At 58.8% G+C, this 16,659-nt stretch carries 14 protein-coding genes; 7 read left to right on the top strand and 7 right to left on the bottom strand.

All coding sequences use genetic code 11. The annotated features are described in order from the left end of the window. Positions 1-19 precede the first annotated feature (19 nt). Positions 20-505 (bottom strand): cupin domain-containing protein, encoded by a 486-nt coding sequence (locus PVE98_RS22425; protein ID WP_033755661.1) that lies wholly within the window; start codon positions 503-505, stop codon positions 20-22. Between the two features lie 134 nt (positions 506-639). Here PVE98_RS22425 and PVE98_RS22430 point away from each other — a divergent pair, with 134 nt between their 5' ends. Continuing rightward, positions 640-1,536, top strand: coding sequence for a LysR family transcriptional regulator (locus PVE98_RS22430; RefSeq protein ID WP_096073979.1), 897 nt, complete (start codon positions 640-642; stop codon positions 1,534-1,536). Between the two features lie 249 nt (positions 1,537-1,785). Here the strand turns inward: PVE98_RS22430 and PVE98_RS22435 are convergent, their stop codons facing one another. Both PVE98_RS22435 and oxlT read right to left on the bottom strand, forming a co-directional pair. Continuing rightward, positions 1,786-2,817, bottom strand: a complete 1,032-nt coding sequence (locus PVE98_RS22435; protein WP_033755658.1) for a tyrosine-type recombinase/integrase — start codon at positions 2,815-2,817, stop codon at positions 1,786-1,788. Positions 2,818-3,235: 418 nt separating this feature from the next. Next, positions 3,236-4,519, bottom strand: coding sequence for an oxalate/formate MFS antiporter (gene oxlT / locus PVE98_RS22440; protein WP_033755656.1), 1,284 nt, complete (start codon positions 4,517-4,519; stop codon positions 3,236-3,238). Between the two features lie 443 nt (positions 4,520-4,962). Here oxlT and PVE98_RS22445 point away from each other — a divergent pair, with 443 nt between their 5' ends. After that, a complete protein-coding gene (locus PVE98_RS22445) occupies positions 4,963-6,048 on the top strand; it encodes an aldo/keto reductase (protein ID WP_096073978.1) in 1,086 nt (361 codons plus the stop codon). Positions 6,049-6,199: 151 nt separating this feature from the next. Here PVE98_RS22445 and malG read toward each other — a convergent pair whose 3' ends face one another. From malG to malE, 3 genes are read right to left on the bottom strand one after another with little or no spacing between them, the layout of a single operon-like run. Beyond that, on the bottom strand, positions 6,200-7,090 hold the full coding sequence (gene malG, locus PVE98_RS22450) for a maltose ABC transporter permease MalG (protein ID WP_033755652.1): 891 nt from the start codon (positions 7,088-7,090) through the stop codon (positions 6,200-6,202). Between the two features lie 9 nt (positions 7,091-7,099). Then, positions 7,100-8,632, bottom strand: coding sequence for a maltose ABC transporter permease MalF (gene malF / locus PVE98_RS22455; protein WP_096073977.1), 1,533 nt, complete (start codon positions 8,630-8,632; stop codon positions 7,100-7,102). A gap of 59 nt (positions 8,633-8,691) precedes the next feature. Beyond that, a complete protein-coding gene (gene malE / locus PVE98_RS22460; RefSeq protein ID WP_033755649.1) occupies positions 8,692-9,882 on the bottom strand; it encodes a maltose/maltodextrin ABC transporter substrate-binding protein MalE in 1,191 nt (396 codons plus the stop codon). Between the two features lie 362 nt (positions 9,883-10,244). Between malE and malK the strand changes: the two genes are divergently transcribed. The 5 genes from malK (at position 10,245) to PVE98_RS22485 (ending at position 14,517) form a co-directional block, all read left to right on the top strand. Then, positions 10,245-11,354, top strand: a complete 1,110-nt coding sequence (malK, locus tag PVE98_RS22465; protein ID WP_033755647.1) for a maltose/maltodextrin ABC transporter ATP-binding protein MalK — start codon at positions 10,245-10,247, stop codon at positions 11,352-11,354. Positions 11,355-11,395: 41 nt separating this feature from the next. Then, on the top strand, positions 11,396-12,697 hold the full coding sequence (locus PVE98_RS22470; protein WP_033755645.1) for a maltoporin: 1,302 nt from the start codon (positions 11,396-11,398) through the stop codon (positions 12,695-12,697). Positions 12,698-12,815: 118 nt separating this feature from the next. Beyond that, positions 12,816-13,730 (top strand): maltose operon protein MalM, encoded by a 915-nt coding sequence (malM, locus tag PVE98_RS22475; RefSeq protein ID WP_033755643.1) that lies wholly within the window; start codon positions 12,816-12,818, stop codon positions 13,728-13,730. 143 nt (positions 13,731-13,873) lie between these two features. After that, the gene (gene vapB, locus PVE98_RS22480; protein ID WP_033755641.1) at positions 13,874-14,104 is read left to right on the top strand and encodes a type II toxin-antitoxin system VapB family antitoxin; all 231 of its coding nucleotides are present in this window, start codon (positions 13,874-13,876) and stop codon (positions 14,102-14,104) included. After that, on the top strand, positions 14,101-14,517 hold the full coding sequence (locus PVE98_RS22485; RefSeq protein ID WP_033755640.1) for a type II toxin-antitoxin system VapC family toxin: 417 nt from the start codon (positions 14,101-14,103) through the stop codon (positions 14,515-14,517). Before vapB ends, PVE98_RS22485 begins: the two co-directional genes overlap by 4 nt. A 71-nt stretch (positions 14,518-14,588) precedes the next feature. On the opposite strand, the gene malQ is transcribed toward PVE98_RS22485, so the two are convergent. Then, positions 14,589-16,658: a 4-alpha-glucanotransferase gene (malQ, locus tag PVE98_RS22490; protein WP_096073976.1), complete on the bottom strand. Its 2,070-nt coding sequence runs from the start codon at positions 16,656-16,658 to the stop codon at positions 14,589-14,591. Position 16,659 lies beyond the last annotated feature (1 nt).

The following is a 16,659-nucleotide window of genomic DNA, read 5'->3' on the forward strand; positions in this document are numbered from 1 at the left end:
CCGCCGAATCGTTATGCCGTCAAGATTTATCATGAAACGCATACTGCTCGTCGCTGACGTGCTCCATCCAGTCAACCGCTATGCCTTCCTGCGCCTCGGCAATGGCGATATGCGACATGCTGTTCTGCGGCGCAGCGCCATGCCAGTGCTTCACGCCCGCCGGGATCCAGACGATATCGCCAGGCCTGATCTCGCGCGCCGGACCGTCCCATTCCTGAACAAGGCCGAGCCCTGAGGTGACAATAAGCGTCTGGCCGAGGGGATGGGTATGCCACGCCGTACGGGCGGAAGGCTCAAACGTCACGGTCGCGCCGCCCACGCGCGCCGGATCGCCTCCCTGAAACGGCGAGTCAATGCGCACCGTTCCGGTGAAATAGTCTGGCGATCCCGGTACCGAGGGTTTTTCTCCACTTTGCATGATGGTAATCACAGGTGTCTTCTCCTTTGAGTAAGCAGCTGAACAGGCCAGTGCGAGGGACATCGCAGCAGCGGCAAGGGTCTTCATACGGCTCCGGTTCTCAGTACAGGGAGCAACGTCAGGCGCCAGCCCCGCTGGTGGATAGTGAGTTCAGTGTAGGCTCCGTAAGATTGTTTGATAAGATGGTCAAATGTGAATGCGTATGTGCAGAATATTCAACAATGGTCCCTGAAAATCTCAACGACCTGCGCGCCTTTCTTCATGTGGCGCGTGAGAAAAACTTCACCCGAGCGGCCGCGCAGCTCGGCATGTCGCGCTCTGGATTGAGCCATGCGATTACGGCGCTGGAGGCGCGCCTTGGCGTCAGACTGCTGACGCGCACCACGCGCAGCGTCTCCCTTACCGAAGCTGGCGCGCGGCTCTATAACATGCTGCTGCCGATGCTGCGCGAACTCGACAGCGAACTTGCCTCGCTTCGCGCGCTGGGTAAAAAACCGGCAGGCACCGTGCGCATAACCGCGCACGATCACGCCATCGAGTCCGTGCTCTGGCCGCGACTGCGGCCGCTGCTGAAGCGCTATCCCGAGATGCAGATCGAATTAAGCGTGGACTATGCGCTGACCGATATCGTGGCGCAGCAGTTTGATGCCGGGGTGCGGGTCGGCAACGTGGCCGATAAGGATATGATCGCCGTCAGGATCGGCCCTGACTTTTATATGGCGGTAGTCGCCTCGCCAGATTATCTGCAGGATAAAACGGTGCCGGAAACGCCCGCTGAGCTGACGACGCATCAGTGCATCAATCTGCGGCTGCCGACACGCGGCGGGATCTACGCCTGGGATTTTGAAAAAGCGGGCAAAGCGTTATCGGTGCGGGTGCAGGGACAAACCGTTTTTAACACGACCGGGTTGATGCTGCAGGCGGCGCTGGATGGGCTGGGGCTCGCTTATGTTCCGCTGGATCTGGCGCAGCACTATATCGAAAGGGGAAAATTAGTGCCGGTTCTGCAGGCGTGGTGGCCGCTTTTTCCGGGATACCATCTTTACTACGCCAGCCGCCGTCAAATGATGCCTGCGCTGACTGAAGTGATTAACGCGTTGCGCTACAAGGAGGCCTGAGGTTCATAAAGCGTGCGAATAAGCGAATTTAGCTGAACCATCATGGAAAAAAACGGTCAAAGTCTGTTGGCTGCACACCTCCAGATATGACATTAACGCATGGCTAAACAACAGGGGGATAACCTGATGTATTTGCGTGTTAATTCAGCGCTAAAATCGGCCTGTTTCCTGCAATACTGTACCGTTCAGCGCATCTTTTCCCGGAGTTTCACACAGGCTGTCCACTTTTTCTGTGGATAACTTAGCGGCTTACTCTTCACTGTTTTCCATCAGATCAACCATTGCGCCTTTGTGCGCTTCCACATAGCGGATATAGCGCATCAGCGTTTCCGGTTTTTTCCAGGTCCCTTCCTGCATGATTTGCGGAACAGAATAGCCTTTGCGCGCCAGATCCTGCGCGGCACCCACGCGTGCGCTGTGGCCGCTCCAGCGGCGATAGCGATTTTTGTTCGGCTTCACGGTCGTGGTATGCCCGGCAGCCTCCCACGCGCGGGTGAAAATACTTTTCAGCGCGGGCGTGCTCATGGGTTCGTCGGTCACGATCATCACTTTTCCTGAGCGGTGCACCGGCGCAAAGAGATAGGCATCGGGTTCATTAATCAGTCCGGATGCCATAATCCACTTTGTCAGCACCGCTGACGACTTCGACCCCAGCGCTTTCACCAGGCTGCCGGTGTCCAGAATGGTTTTGGTCCAGGAACCTTCCAGGATGATGCGGCCATCTTCGGCGCGCATTACGTCGCCAACGCGAAAGCGCGCCACTTCACTGATACGCATTAAGGTACTGTACGCCACATGGAGAAAGGCGAGATCGCGCAGGTGACGCAGGCTCGCATTTTCTGACCATGCTGCTTCCACCTTTTGCAGATCGCTTAGCCGGAAAGGAACCGCCTGGCCGGTGCGCTCGCCGGAGACCACCGCCACGCGATTGATCTTTTTTACCGCACGCGAGACCAGCGGCGAGGTCGATGGCGGCACCAGCCCAGCGTTACGGTGTAACATCGTGATCAGCGACTGATGCGTGCCGATAGTCGATGACGCGCGCCCGATAGACTGCAAATAGCTCAGGTAGTCGCGCAGATCTTCAGGCGACATAGGAAGCAGCAGGCGATTGTTGGCCAATGCCCAGCGGTGACAGACGCGCATTACGCTCATTAGCTGTCGCCAGGTATTGGGCGCAAACGCATCTTTATCCTGTACGAACTCGCGCAGGCGTTGCGCAAGGTCGTCATCCGACTGAGAAAGCGGGAGCAGGGCGTGTGAGGTGATTAATCCATCCATATCTGTTCAATTTGTCCGCAATTCAGCTGGGGATCGCGCTACGTGAATTCTGAAAAAAAAGCAGGGGTAAACTGCTGCAGATTTTGCGTAGCGTTGTCATTTTAAGGCACATTGGTTGCCTTTTTTAATGTCCGGACATCGTTTTAAAGAGGAAGACGGAGGGCAAATAGCGCTTTCACTCAGGATTCAGACCGGATCCGCATGATAGCGGGTTTAGGAAGGGATGTCGCTGGGTTTGTATAAGTCTTATTATATGAAGTTAGAAATTTAGCTCACCCATGATGGATAGTGAGCAGGAGGCACAGGCAGAATCAATATTCAACTATGCTGACAGTTTCAAATAAAAACCAATTCAATTAGAGGCCTAAAATTGCAGATTCAATAACAAATACTGAACCTGCAACTCACCGGCTTTAAATCAGGCTTTGGCTAAAAATCGCGCCCGCCAGGGCTTAAGTACCCATATGGCAAGTAAAGCACAGGCAATGTCCAGAGTAATGGCGCTACCAAATACTATGCTCCAGTTATGCGTATGCTGATAAAGCAATGCCGCTACGGGACCACCGAATATAGAACCAATACCCTGAGAAATATAGAGCCAACCGTAATTCTCCGTAGCGAAGCGAGTGCCAAAGGTGTCCGTTAAGGTTGCCGGGAATAAAGAAAATATCTCTCCCCAGCCAAAGAAAACTACGCCGGAAAGTAAAACAAATAACACAGGATCACTTTTACATAACAGCCACAACGTCATAGCAATGCCTTCAAGACCAAAAGCAAAAAACATCATTTTTTCACGACCAATACGATCGGAAATGTAACCACAAAAGGGTCGTGTAAGGCCATTCATCAAGCGGTCTATGGTCATGGCCAAGGGTAAAGCCGCCATCCCCAAAATTGTTATTGAAGTGATGCCAAAGTCTTCAGCAAATATAGCCATCTGTGACGTAACCATAAGTCCTGATGTAGACATCATGGTCATCATGATAAACATCAGCCAGAATATGGGCTGCCGTAGCATTTCTTTTGAGCTGAAACTTTTGGGAGCGTCAGCTGATCGCTGCCCTGCGCGCGATTCAATACTATCTTTTGGCATCCTTAGCCCCTGGCTGGCAATAAATCCAACGGATGCCATCATAATGCCAAACTGCCAAAACGTCTTTTCCAGTCCTGCTGTAGCGAGCGAGGCGGTGACGGGAAAGGTTGTTAAAATGGCCCCCATTCCATAACCTGCTGCCACCATGCCCGTTGCAAATCCTCTTTTTTCAGGGAACCAGCGAACCATTAATCCGACCACACCGATATAAACGATGCCCGTGCCAAGACCACCAATTACTCCATAATAAAGGTAGAGTTCAAAAAGCGAGTCAAGCCGTGAGACGAGCATCCAGCTAATACCGGCCATCAGCGTCCCGATGGTGATAAGCACGCGCGGGCCAAAACGGTCAATTAATTTTCCCTGAAGCGGGGAGAAAAACGTCTGAAGGATGATTAAAAGTGAAAAGGTGATCTGAATTTCTGCCAGTGGCGCGTGTAATTTTTCCATCAAAGGTCGGGTAAAAAGCGCCCAGACATATTGCGGGCTGGAGATTGAAATCATACACACCAACCCCAAAAAGAGTTGCGCCCATTTCTTTCTGTAGTGGGAAACCTCTACCTCTGATAATACTGAACTTGACATCATCACACTCCGGCTTAAACGCATTTTACTTTTTAAAGCATTTACCGTGCCATGCCTGATCAGAACGCTAATATCGCTGTTTTATAGAAATTTAATATACATGAGGAAGATTCTTGCCCTAAAATGTGGCGTCTCGCATCAAAAATGTGCGAGTGAATATATTTATAGCATTACCAGGGCTGATCTCCCCAAACAAACTGTTACGCAAAGTGATGGTTTACATGTTTATCTATTTTTTGCGCGAAAATATTGCGCATTTTAGCTAGCAGATCGTGATTTATTTTTTTTACAAATACCTTACTTCAGTTTTAATGTAGTTGTTACAAGGAAAAAATAAATTGCACCTTTGCTGACTTGCTTTTGAACAATTTGCACCCCTCCCAATCCTCTCCTACGCTTTCCCCCCTGAACACACAAAACCCATTGCGACTACGATCGCCTTTTTAAGCTGTAAAGGAGGAAAGTAAATGCAATACCGTAAACTGGGCCACTCGGGCCTGCTGGTCTCGAAATTCGTGCTGGGCACGGTGCCGTTCGGCGGCAAAGCGGGATTTGAAAAAACCGGCAACGTTAACGCCAGCGAAGCGCGCCGCTTTATCGATATCGCGCTGGATCACGGCGTTAATATGATCGACACCGCCGATCTCTATTCGATGGGCGGCGCGGAAGAGGTGGTCGGCGAAGCGCTCGGCGATAAACGTGACAAGGTCATTCTGGCGAGCAAAGCGCGCAGCCCGCTGGGCGATGGCCCGAATGAGAGCGGCGCCAGCCGTTACCATCTCGTCAAAGCGTGCGAAGCGAGCCTGCGCCGCCTGAAAACCGACCACATCGACCTTTATCAGATCCATAACTGGGATGGCGTCACCTCGGTTGAAGAGACGCTGCGCGCGCTGGAAGATCTGGTGAAAAGCGGCAAAATCCGCTACTTCGGCACCTCCAACTACACCGCCTGGCAGATGATGAAGACGTTAGGCTGCGCCAGCGAACAGCAGCTGCTCAAGCCCGTCAGCCAGCAAATCTACTACACGCCAGAATCGCGCGAAGCGGAGTTCGAGCTGCTGCCGATGGCGATTGACCAGCAGATCGGCACGCTGATCTGGGGGCCGCTGGGCGAAGGCCTGTTGACCGGCGCGGTCAGCCGTCACGGCAAAGCGCCGGAATCCACGCGTCAGGGCAGCGGCTGGCCGGAACCCTACGTCCACGATATGGAGCACGCCTATAACGTGATCGAGGTGCTGGAGCAGGTCGGCAAAGAGATTAACGCCTCTATCGCGCAGGTCTGCCTGGCCTGGCTGGCGGAGCGTCCCGGCGTCAGCGCGCTGATCGTCGGCAACCGCAGCGAAACGCATCTGCGTGAAAACCTCAATGCCTTCGAGCTCACCCTGAGCAATGAGCAGCGCCTGCGCATTGAACGCGTGACGCGTCCGGCGCCGCGCTATCCCTACTGGCACCGCTTCACCAGCGGCATGGACCGTATCGATCCGGCAGAGCAACCCTTCCTGGATGAGTACCGTCAGACCCTCGACGAACGTAAAGATCAGGCGCAGAAATAAGCCGCACGCTGGCCGCGCGATGTGGCCAGCCTTTATTTTTATGCCGTAAGCACCTCTTTCAGCACAAATAAAAACGGCGGCCCTAAGGCCGCCAAAAACCCTCAATTATGGTTAGTATTGAGGAAGCAGTGGCACTGCAATGATGAAGAGATTAGCCCTTAACGCCGCCCGCCGTCAGGCCGCTGACCAGCCAGCGCTGCGCCAGCAGAAACACCAGCGTGATCGGGATGGCGGAGAGCACGGCGGCGGCGGCGAAGTCGCCCCACAGATAGTTCTGCGGGTTGAGATACTGCTGCATCCCCACCGCCAGGGTGTAGCTGTTGACGTCCCGCAGCAGCAGCGAAGCAACCGGCACTTCCGTTACCGCGGCGATAAACGCCAGAATAAACACCACCGCCAGAATCGGTACTGAGAGCGGCAAGAGCACCAGTCGGAACGCCTGCCACGGCGTCGCGCCGTCCAGCGCGGCCGCCTCTTCAAGCGAGCCGTCGATAGTTTCGAAATAGCCTTTAATCGTCCAGACGTGCAGCGCGATACCGCCAAGGTAGGCGAAAATCACGCCGCCGTGCGTATTCAACCCCAGGAAAGGCAGATACTGCCCCAGCCGATCGAATAAAGCATAAAGCGCCACCAGCGAAAGCACAGCCGGGAACATCTGAAAAATCAGCATCCCTTTCAACAGGCTGGCGCGTCCGGCGAAGCGCATGCGAGCAAAAGCATAGGCGCAGGTGGTGGAAAGCGCCACTATGCCGAGCGCGCTGATGCTGGCGATCTTCACCGAGTTCCACAGCCACAGCAGCACCGGAAAGGGCGGCGGCGTGACGCGGCCGTCGGCATGGGTCACGCTGAAGCCCAGCGCCAGCCGCCAGTGCTCCCAGGAGATCTGCTCCGGGATCAGGCTGCCGGTGGCGAAGTTGCCCGCGCGCAGCGAGATCGCCACCACCATCAGCAGCGGGAAAAGAATCGCGGCGATAAACGCCAGCAGCAGCAGATGGGTCAGCAGCAGACGCAGCTTCTGCGATTTAGGTTGTACCATAGCCATAACGCCTCCTTAGTCGAACTTCATCCGCACGGCTTTCAGGTTAATCACCGCCAGCGCGCCCACCAGCAGGAAGATCAGGGTGGCGATCGCCGCCGCCAGACCAAAGTCCTGTCCGCCGCCCCCCTCGAAGGCGATGCGCCACGTATAGTTCACCAGCAGATCGGTATAGCCCGCCGGCGTGGTGGTGCCAAGGCGATCGGGGCCGCCGTTGGTCAGCAGCTGCACCAGCACGAAGTTGTTAAAGTTAAAGGCGAAGCTGGCGATCATCAGCGGCATCAGCGGCTTCAGCAGCAGCGGCAGGGTAATCAGAAAGAAATTCTGCATCGGCCCCGCGCCATCCATCGCCGAGGCTTCGTAGAGATCGTCTGGAATCGCCTTCAGCAGCCCCATGCAGAGGATCATCATATAGGGATAGCCCAGCCAGGTATTGACGATAACCAGCATGGCGCGCGCCAGCAGTGGGTCGCTGAACCAGGCGGGCTGCAGGCCGAACAGGGCGTTGAGCAGCACGTTGATCTCGCCGAAGCTCTGGTTAAACAGCCCCTTGAAAATCAGTATCGAAATAAAGGCCGGTACGGCGTAGGGCAGGATCAGCATCACGCGATAAATCGCTTTGCCTTTCAGCGCCTCCCACTGCACCAGACAGGCGAGCACCATGCCGACGGCGACGGTCAGCGCCACGGTCAGCAGCGAGAAGAGCAGCGTCCAGCCGAAAATCGCCAGGAAGGGCTTCTGGATGCCTTCGTCGGTGAAGACGCGCACAAAGTTCTTCCAGCCTGCGCCAACCGTAAAGCCCGGGCTGAGCTGCTCGCTGCCCCAGCTGCCGTCGGCGTTGACGCGCTGGAAGAAGCCGGTTTGATCGTTCGCCTGATAGATCTCGCCGCTCTGCTGATTTTTCAGCCGCTGGTCGGCGGTGAGCTGATAGAGCGACCGCGTGCCGGAGAACTGCCGCAGCGAACTCATCACCAGTTCGCGACCGTCCGGCAGCCTGGCGCGGAGTTGACTGAGCGCCTGCCGGTTGCCGGTGACGACCTTCAGCGTCGCGCGCTGGCCCGCCGGCGGCGCGGCAGGGGTCATGCTGAGCTGCTGTTCGCCGCCAAAAGCGAACGGCGGCGAGACATAGCTCTCGCTGTCAGCGGAGAGCACCAGCTGCCAGCGATCGCCCGCAGGATAGAGCGCGAAGTTCATTCCCGCGCCGTCCTGATACTGACGGCTCAGCAACACCTGCTGCGCGCGCGCCTGGGTGAGCTGGTTGGTGCTGCTGTAGTTGGTAAAGGCGATCGCCACGGTACAGGCGAGGGGAAAGAGCACAAACAGCGCCATCCCGGCGAGACCGGGATAAACGTAGCGCCAGGCGTAGGCGCGCCGGTTAGCGTAGATCCAGATGCCCGCCGCGCTGACGATCAGCGTCAGCAGCGCAAACAGATATTCGCCCTGCGCATACATCAGCACCAGAAGGTAGCCGACCAGCAGACAGCAGATCCCGACGAGAACGCGCTTCAGCAGCTGGCCCGCGCCTCCTGTTTTCGGTTTTCCTGACATGATTCGGTGTTCCTTAACAACCAGTGGTAAGCCGGCGCGAACCGGCTTTGGGAGAGGCGTTACTTGTTCAGGCGCGCCTGCGCGTCTTTCAGTGCGGCATCGACGCTCTGACGTCCGCTCAGGGCGTTAAGCGTGGCGGTGCGCATCGCATACCAGAAGGCCGCCATCTGCGGGATATTCGGCATGATGTCGCCGCTACGCGCGTTGTTCATGGTAGCGGCGATGCGCTCGTCTTTTTCCAGCGCCTGCTGGAACGACTTCAGCGTGACTGCGCCCAGCGGTTTGTCTTTATTCACCGCGTCCAGACCGGCATCGGTCAGCAGGTAGTTCTCAAGGAACTCTTTCGCCAGCTCTTTATTCGGGCTGGCGGCGTTGATGCCCGCGCTCAGCACGCCGACGAAGGTTTTCGACGGTTTGCCGTTCAGGGTCGGCAGCAGCGTGACGCCGTAGTTGATGCCGCTCTTGTCGATATTGCTCCAGGCCCAGGGACCGTTAATGGTCATCGCGGTCTGGCCTTTATTGAACGCCGCTTCGGCGATAGAGTAGTCGGTGTCGGCGTTGAGGGTTTTGGCTTTAACCTGATCGACCAGGAACTGCATGCCCGCTTTCGCGCCGGCGTTATCTACGCCGGTATCTTTGACGTCGTAGCCGCTGTCGCTCTTTTTAAAGGCGTAAGCGCCGCCTGCAGCCAGCAGCGGCCAGGTGAAGTAGGGTTCCTGCAGGTTGAACATAATGGCGCTCTTGCCTTTGGCGCGCAGCTGTTTGTCGACGGCCGCCATCTCTTCCCAGCTTTTCGGCGGGTTAGGCAGCAGGTCTTTGTTGTAGATCAGCGACAGCGATTCCACTGACACCGGGTAGCCGATCAGCTTGCCGTTAAAGCGCACCGCGTCCCAGGTAAAAGGAAAGAGCTTCTCCTGGAAGCTTTTATCCGGCGAGATCTCCGCCAGCAGCCCCGACTGGGCATAGCCGCCGAAGCGGTCGTGCGCCCAGAAGATAATGTCCGGGCCGTCGCCGGTGGCGGCCACCTGCGGATATTTCTCTTCCATTTTATCCGGATGCTCGACCGTGACTTTAATGCCGGTATCCTGCTCGAACTTCTTACCCACTTCGGCCAGCCCGTTATAGCCTTTATCGCCGTTGATCCAGATAACCAGTTTTCCCTCTTCGATCTTCGCGATTGCCGAGGCCGAAAACAGCATGGCCGTAAGGGCGGAAAGGGCAAAAATGCGTGCGCCGGTTTTCATTGTCATAACTCCATCCTGTTAGCGGAAACGGAAATCGTTTTCCCGCACATTGTGACCATCCGCCGCTGCTTCTCATCCTCCCGCGCTCTACGCCTGCCGACGCTAAGCCGTGATCTCCGTTGCAAAACCGGGCGGTTATCACGGTCTGGCGCACACTCCGGTCGCCGCGACTCTGCGCAGTCGATCACAAAAAACCGCGCGCCGCTGCCGTTACAGGGAGAGGCGCGGCGATCTCCTCCTCCTCTCTCATCCCCCAGCTAAAGCGCCTGCGGCGGAGGATGCGCGCGCCCGGAACCTTTCCCATAGTGGACGCCGGAGTCTGCCTGCGGCGATGCAGGCAAGAATGAGCAAGCGGAGAGGAAAGCATCATGGCGAGCGTCGCGTTACGCAATGTCACCAAGGCCTGGGGCGACACCCTGGTCTCGAAGGACATCAATCTGGAAATCGGCGAAGGAGAGTTTGTGGTGTTCGTCGGCCCGTCGGGCTGCGGCAAATCCACGCTGCTGCGCATGATCGCCGGTCTGGAGACCATTACCCGCGGCGAGCTGCTGATCGGCGGCCAGCGAATGAACGAGGTGCCGCCCGCCGAGCGCGGCATCGGCATGGTGTTTCAGTCCTATGCCCTCTATCCGCACCTGTCGGTGGCGGAAAATATGTCTTTCGGCCTGAAGCTGGCGGGCGTCAGGCGTGACGAGATCCAGCATCGCGTTAATCAGGTGGCGGAAGTGCTGCAGCTGGCGCATCTGCTCGACCGTCGGCCCAAAGCGCTCTCCGGCGGTCAGCGCCAGCGCGTGGCGATCGGCCGTACGCTGGTCGCCGAGCCGCGCGTCTTTTTACTCGACGAGCCGCTCTCCAACCTGGACGCCGCGCTGCGCGTGCAGATGCGCATCGAGATTTCGCGCCTGCACAAGCGCCTGAAGCGCACCATGATTTACGTCACCCACGATCAGATCGAGGCGATGACGCTGGCGGACAAGATCGTGGTGCTGGATGCCGGGCGCATCGCCCAGGTCGGCAGGCCGCTGGAGCTCTATCACTATCCCGCTAACCGCTTCGTCGCCGGATTTATCGGCTCGCCGCGCATGAATTTCCTGCCCGTTAAAGTGACCGCCACCGCTATCGATCAGGTGCAGGTCCGCCTGCCTAACGATCAGCGCATCTGGCTACCGGTCGAGAGCGCAGGCGTCCAGGTGGGCAGCAATATGTCGTTAGGCATCCGACCTGAACACCTGCTCTCCAGCGATATCGCCGACGTCACGCTCGAGGGCGAGGTGCAGGTGGTCGAGCAGCTCGGCAACGAAACGCAAATCCATATCCAGATCCCCGCTATCCGTCAAAACCTGGTTTACCGCCAGGAGGACGTCGTGCTGGTAGAAGAGGGCGCCCTGATGGGCATTGGCCTGCCACCGGAGCGCTGTCACCTGTTCCGCGAGGACGGGAGCGCCTGTCGCAGGCTGCATCAGGAGCCTGGTGTTTAGCCCTGCAAAACAATAAAAGCAATGATCTCAGGAGATAGAAAATGATAACTCTGCGCAAACTTCCCGTCGCTATCGCCATCGCGGCGGGCACGATCTCTGCCTCGTCGATGGCGGTCGACTTTACCGGCTACGCCCGTTCCGGCATCGGCTGGACCGGCAGCGGCGGCGAACAGCAGTGCTTTCAGGCTACCGGCGCGCAAAGCAAATACCGTCTGGGCAACGAATGCGAAACCTACGCCGAACTGAAGCTGGGCCAGGAAGTGTGGAAAGAGGGCGACAAAAGCTTCTACTTCGACACCAACGTCGCCTATTCAGTGGCGCAACAGAATGACTGGGAGGCGACATCCCCCGCCTTCCGCGAGGCGAACGTCAAAGGCAAGAACCTGATCGACGCGCTGCCGGGCTCCACTATCTGGGCCGGTAAGCGCTTCTACCAGCGTCACGACGTGCATATGATCGACTTCTACTACTGGGATATCTCCGGCCCGGGCGCCGGTCTGGAAGATGTAGATCTCGGCTTCGGCAAGCTCTCTTTCGCGGCGACGCGCTCCTCAGAGGCGGGCGGCTCCTATACCTTCTCCAGCGATCGCATCCGCGATTACGCCACCAGCACCGCCAACGACGTCTTCGACGTGCGCCTGGCCGGACTGGAAACCAACCCGGACGGCGTGCTGGAGCTGGGTGTCGATTATGGCCGCGCCAACGCGCGCGACGGCTACCGTATCGAAGACGGCGCGTCGAAAGATGGCTGGATGTTCACGGCGGAGCATACCCAGAGCATGCTCAAGGGCTACAACAAATTCGTGCTGCAGTACGCCACCGATGCGCTCACCTCGCAGGGCAAAGGGCTGCCGCAGGGCACCAACATCAACAACAACGGCAGCATGTACCGCGTCCTCGATCACGGCGCCATCTCGCTCGCCGACCGCTGGGACCTGATGTACGTGGCGATGTACCAGAACACCGATCTGGACAACAACCGCGGCACCGAGTGGTACACCGTCGGCGTGCGCCCGATGTACAAATGGACGCCGATCATGAGCACGCTGCTGGAAGTGGGCTACGACAACGTGAAGTCGCAGCAGGTCAGCGAACGCAACGGCCAGTACAAAATCACCCTCGCTCAGCAGTGGCAGGCGGGCGACAGCATCTGGTCGCGCCCGGCGCTGCGCCTGTTCGCTACCTATGCCAAATGGGATGAGAAGTGGGGCTACAGCAAAGATGCCTCCGGCGATCTGACCTCGCTGGCTTCCGCAGACAGCACCGGCAACGGGCTCTTCACCAACAGCCGCGGCGACAACGATGAGTGGAGCTTCGGCGCGCAGATGGAAATCTGGTGGTAAACCCTACCGACCTGTAACGCAAACGGCCGCCGTGCGTTCAGCGCACGGCGCTTTCTGAGCAGCCGCGGCCATTGCCTGGCTTCAGCGGCTGTCCGACAGCCTGTTGAGAATATAAAAAATGAAAAAGAAAACGCTTACCGCACTCTGTCTGAGCGTCGCGCTGCTGACGAGCCTCGCCCTGCCAGCGCATGCTGAAATTAACCTGGTGCCGCAGGATCTCTCCGCCGCGCCGACGATCCCGACCGCGAGCCTGCAGCGACTGAGCTGGCAGCCCGTCGACACCTCGCGCCCGCAGAGCATCTCGCTGTCGCAGAGCGGCACGCAGCTTGACGTCAGCGGCATCACCGGTCCGGTCGCCGCGTTTAGCCTGCCTGCCAGCCAGGGCGAGCTGACGGTGACGCTGAGCAGCGAAGTGTCGCACAATCAGGTATTCGCCCCCAATGTGCTGGTGCTCGACGAGAATCTGCGTCCCGCCGCCTGGTTCCCGAGCCGCTTTTTTACCTATCAACAGCCGGGCGTGATGAGCGCCGACCGCCTGGAAGGGGTGATGAAGCTGACGCCGGCGCTGGGCCAGCAAAAAATCTATCTGCTGGTATTCACCACCGCGCAGGATCTCGGCCAGACCACCACGCTGGTGGATCCGGCGAAAGCCTACGCCAGAGGCACCGGCCATGCGGTGCCCGATATTCCCGATCCGGTCGCGCGTCACGGCGTGGACGGCAAAATAAAGCTGAAAGTCTCCACCAGCTCCGCCTCCTCGATTCTGGTCGGCCCGCTGTTCGGCTCCTCAGGTCCGGCGCCGGTTACGGTCGGCAGCACCCAGCCGGTTGCGCAGGCGGCGGCACGCACCGCGCCCGCCGCGCCGTCGGCGCCGCTGGTGGACGATACCGAAAGTTACTTTAATCAGAGCATCCGTCAGGCGGTGGATCAGGGCAATATCGATAAAGCCCTCAAGCTGCTGGACGAGGCGGAACGCCTGGGTTCGACGTCGGCGCGCAAAACCTTTATCAGCAGTGTTAAAGGCAAGGGGTGATGCTGCCCCGACAGTGCTGAGTTGCCCCACCTGGTGCGCTACGGCGCACCTTTTTTTATGGAAAAATAACGTATGAAGGGCGGTTATACATCACGCCTTCCCCGGCATATTCTTGGCATATGTAAGGATGGGAGGACAAAAAAATGCGTACGGTATCGATATTCAAAAACGGTAATAAGCGGGCGATTCGCCTGCCGCGCGATCTCGATTTCGACGGCGTAAACGAACTGGAGATTATTCGCGAAGGCGACTCTCTGATCCTGCGACCAGTCAAGCCGAGCTGGGGGTCATTTCGCGAGCAAGAAAAGGCTGACGCCGATTTTATGACGGAGCGTGCAGACGTTTTCAGCGATGAAGGGCGATTTGAGCTGTGATTAAAACCTATATGCTCGATACAAATATCTGCTCTTTTATTATGCGGGAACATCCGGAAGCCGTACTCATGCGGCTGGAGCAAGCTGTGCTGCGTCGTCATCGAATTGTTGTGTCGGCGATAACCTATGCGGAAATGCGGTTTGGCGCTGTTGGCAAGAAAGCGTCGCCTCGCCATGTACAGCTGGTTGAAGCGTTCTGCGCGCGCCTGGATGCCATTCTGGCCTGGGATCGCCATGCAGTGGACGCAACTACAGAAATCAAGCGTGCGCTGACCGCTATTGGCAGGCTCATTGGTCCGAATGATACCGCCATTGCCGGGCACGCTATTGCGGCTGACGCCATGCTTGTTACCCATAACGTCAAGGAATTTGAGCGCGTGTCAGGGCTTGTTTTTGAAGACTGGAGCAAATGATCGCCTGACGGTGATGGAAATAGCGCAGTCCATAATCGTCAGCCCGCGCGCGGCGGGCTAACGTCTCTCTTCTATTTCATCCCCTTTCTGCCGCGATCCACCGCCGCCAGCAGCGCATCGACCGCCGGATCGCTGAACATCTCCTCCAGCGTCGCGCTGAGCTTGCGCCGCCAGTTAGGCCAGGCGTCGACGGTGCCGGGCACGTTTACCGGCGTCGTCATATCCAGCCACTCTTCCGGCTGCAGGCCGAGCAGGGCGCTTTGCGTGTCGGCCAGATAGCCCAGAATCGCCTGGCTGAGCGCGCGAGTCATACGCGCGCCGCCCCGCTGAAAGCGCCGGCGCGGGGGCAGCGCGCCGCTGCGCAGCAGGGTCTGCAACAGCGCTTTCCTTGCCGCCTGCCTGTCGCGATACAGCCCCGCTAGGACATCCTTATCGGGATAGAGGCCCAGCTTGCTGCCCAGACGAAGATCGTCGCTGCGCCACCAGCCGCGCAGCGTCGGCATATCGTGGGTGGTGGCGACCGCCATCGCCTGGCGCGGCCACTGCCCCGGCGCGCGGAACGCCTGCTTCGACGCCTGCTCGAAATAGAGCACCTTGTAGGAGTAGACGCCCGCGTCCCGCAGTTTGTCGACGATCGCCGCCGGCACGGTGCCTAAATCCTCGCCGATCACCATACAGCGGTGGCGCTGACTCTCCAGCGCCAGAATTGCCAGCAGCGCGTCCACCGGATAGTGCACATAGGCGCCTTCCGCCGCGCTTTCGCCCTGCGGGATCCACCAGAGGCGCAGCAGCGCCATCACATGATCGATACGCAGCGCGCCGCAATCCTGCATGCTGGCGCGCAACAGGGTGATCCAGGGCTCAAACGCGCGCGCGGCCATCACCTGCGGATCCATCGGCGGCAGCCCCCAGTTTTGCCCCAGCGGACCGAGAATATCGGGCGGCGCGCCGACGCTTGCTTCAAGACAGTAAAGCTCCCGCTCGCGCCAGGTTTCCGCGCCGTCGCGCGCCACGCCTACCGCCAGATCGCGGTACAGGCCGACCGCCATCTCATGCTGCCGACAGCGCTGCCAGCACGCCGCGAACTGCCGGGCCGCCAGCCACTGCAGCCAGAGATAAAAGCGCACCTCATCGCTCTGCTCAATGCGAAATGCCAGCACGGCGGCGCTGTCGGGATGCTGAAAGGCGTCCGGCCAGCTTTGCCAGCCGTGACTGTCACCATCCTGCTTACGTTGCTCGGCATGCAGGGCGTCAAACAGGCCCTGGCAGAGCAGGCTGTCGCCGCCCGCCTCGACAAAATCCTCAAACGCCGCCGCCTCCGCGTCATCCGCGTCGCGCAGTCGAAACGCCTGCCAGGCCAGCCGTAAGCCCTCCAGCTTCAGGCGCGTCACGGCAGGGTAATCTACCCATTCCGCGCGGCGCGCCGCCTGCAATGCCTGCTGGGTCGCCTCAAGACACCACCAGGCCCGCGCCGCCTCGCTCTGCTGAAAGTCCGGCACCGCGTTGACGTCGATGTAGAGAATATTGAGCCAGCGGCGCGACGAAGGACTGTACGGGCTGGCGCTCTCTGGCTCGGCGGGAAACAGGGCGTGCAGGGGATTCAGCCCGACAAAGGCGCCGCCGCGGCGCGCCGTCTCGTCGATCATCTGCCGCAGATCGCCAAAGTCGCCGATGCCCCAGTTATGTGCCGATCGCAGCGTATAGAGCTGGATGCAGCTGCCCCACAGCGATTCGCCCGCCAGCAGCGCGGGCGGCTCATAGCAGCGCGGCGGCGCGACGATAACGCAGCAGCCGTAGCGCTGCGCCTCATGCTCCAGCGTCAGCTGGTGGTAGCCGTCCGGCAACGGCGGCAGCGTCAGGGTTTCGCCCGCCGCGCAGCGGCCTGACCAGCACGCGCCCCCTTCGCTGGTCAGCTGCCAGCTGGCCGCGCTGAGAAGCACCGGCGAGAGCGTCAGCGGCTCGCCCTGGCGGAAGATGGCCGCAGGCGGCAGCGGAGACGCGCCCGCGTTCTGAGGCTGCATCAGCCCCAGCAGACGCTCGCGGGTCAGCGTGGAGACCTGCTGCGGCCGGCCGTGGGCATCAATGTAATCGGGCGCAATCAGGCCGTCTGCGGCGCGATCGAGATGATTTTTCGGTTTCATG

It is taken from the genome of Pantoea sp. GABEPS69 (assembly GCF_045780835.1).
Taxonomy (GTDB): Bacteria; Pseudomonadota; Gammaproteobacteria; order Enterobacterales; family Enterobacteriaceae; genus Pantoea; species Pantoea septica.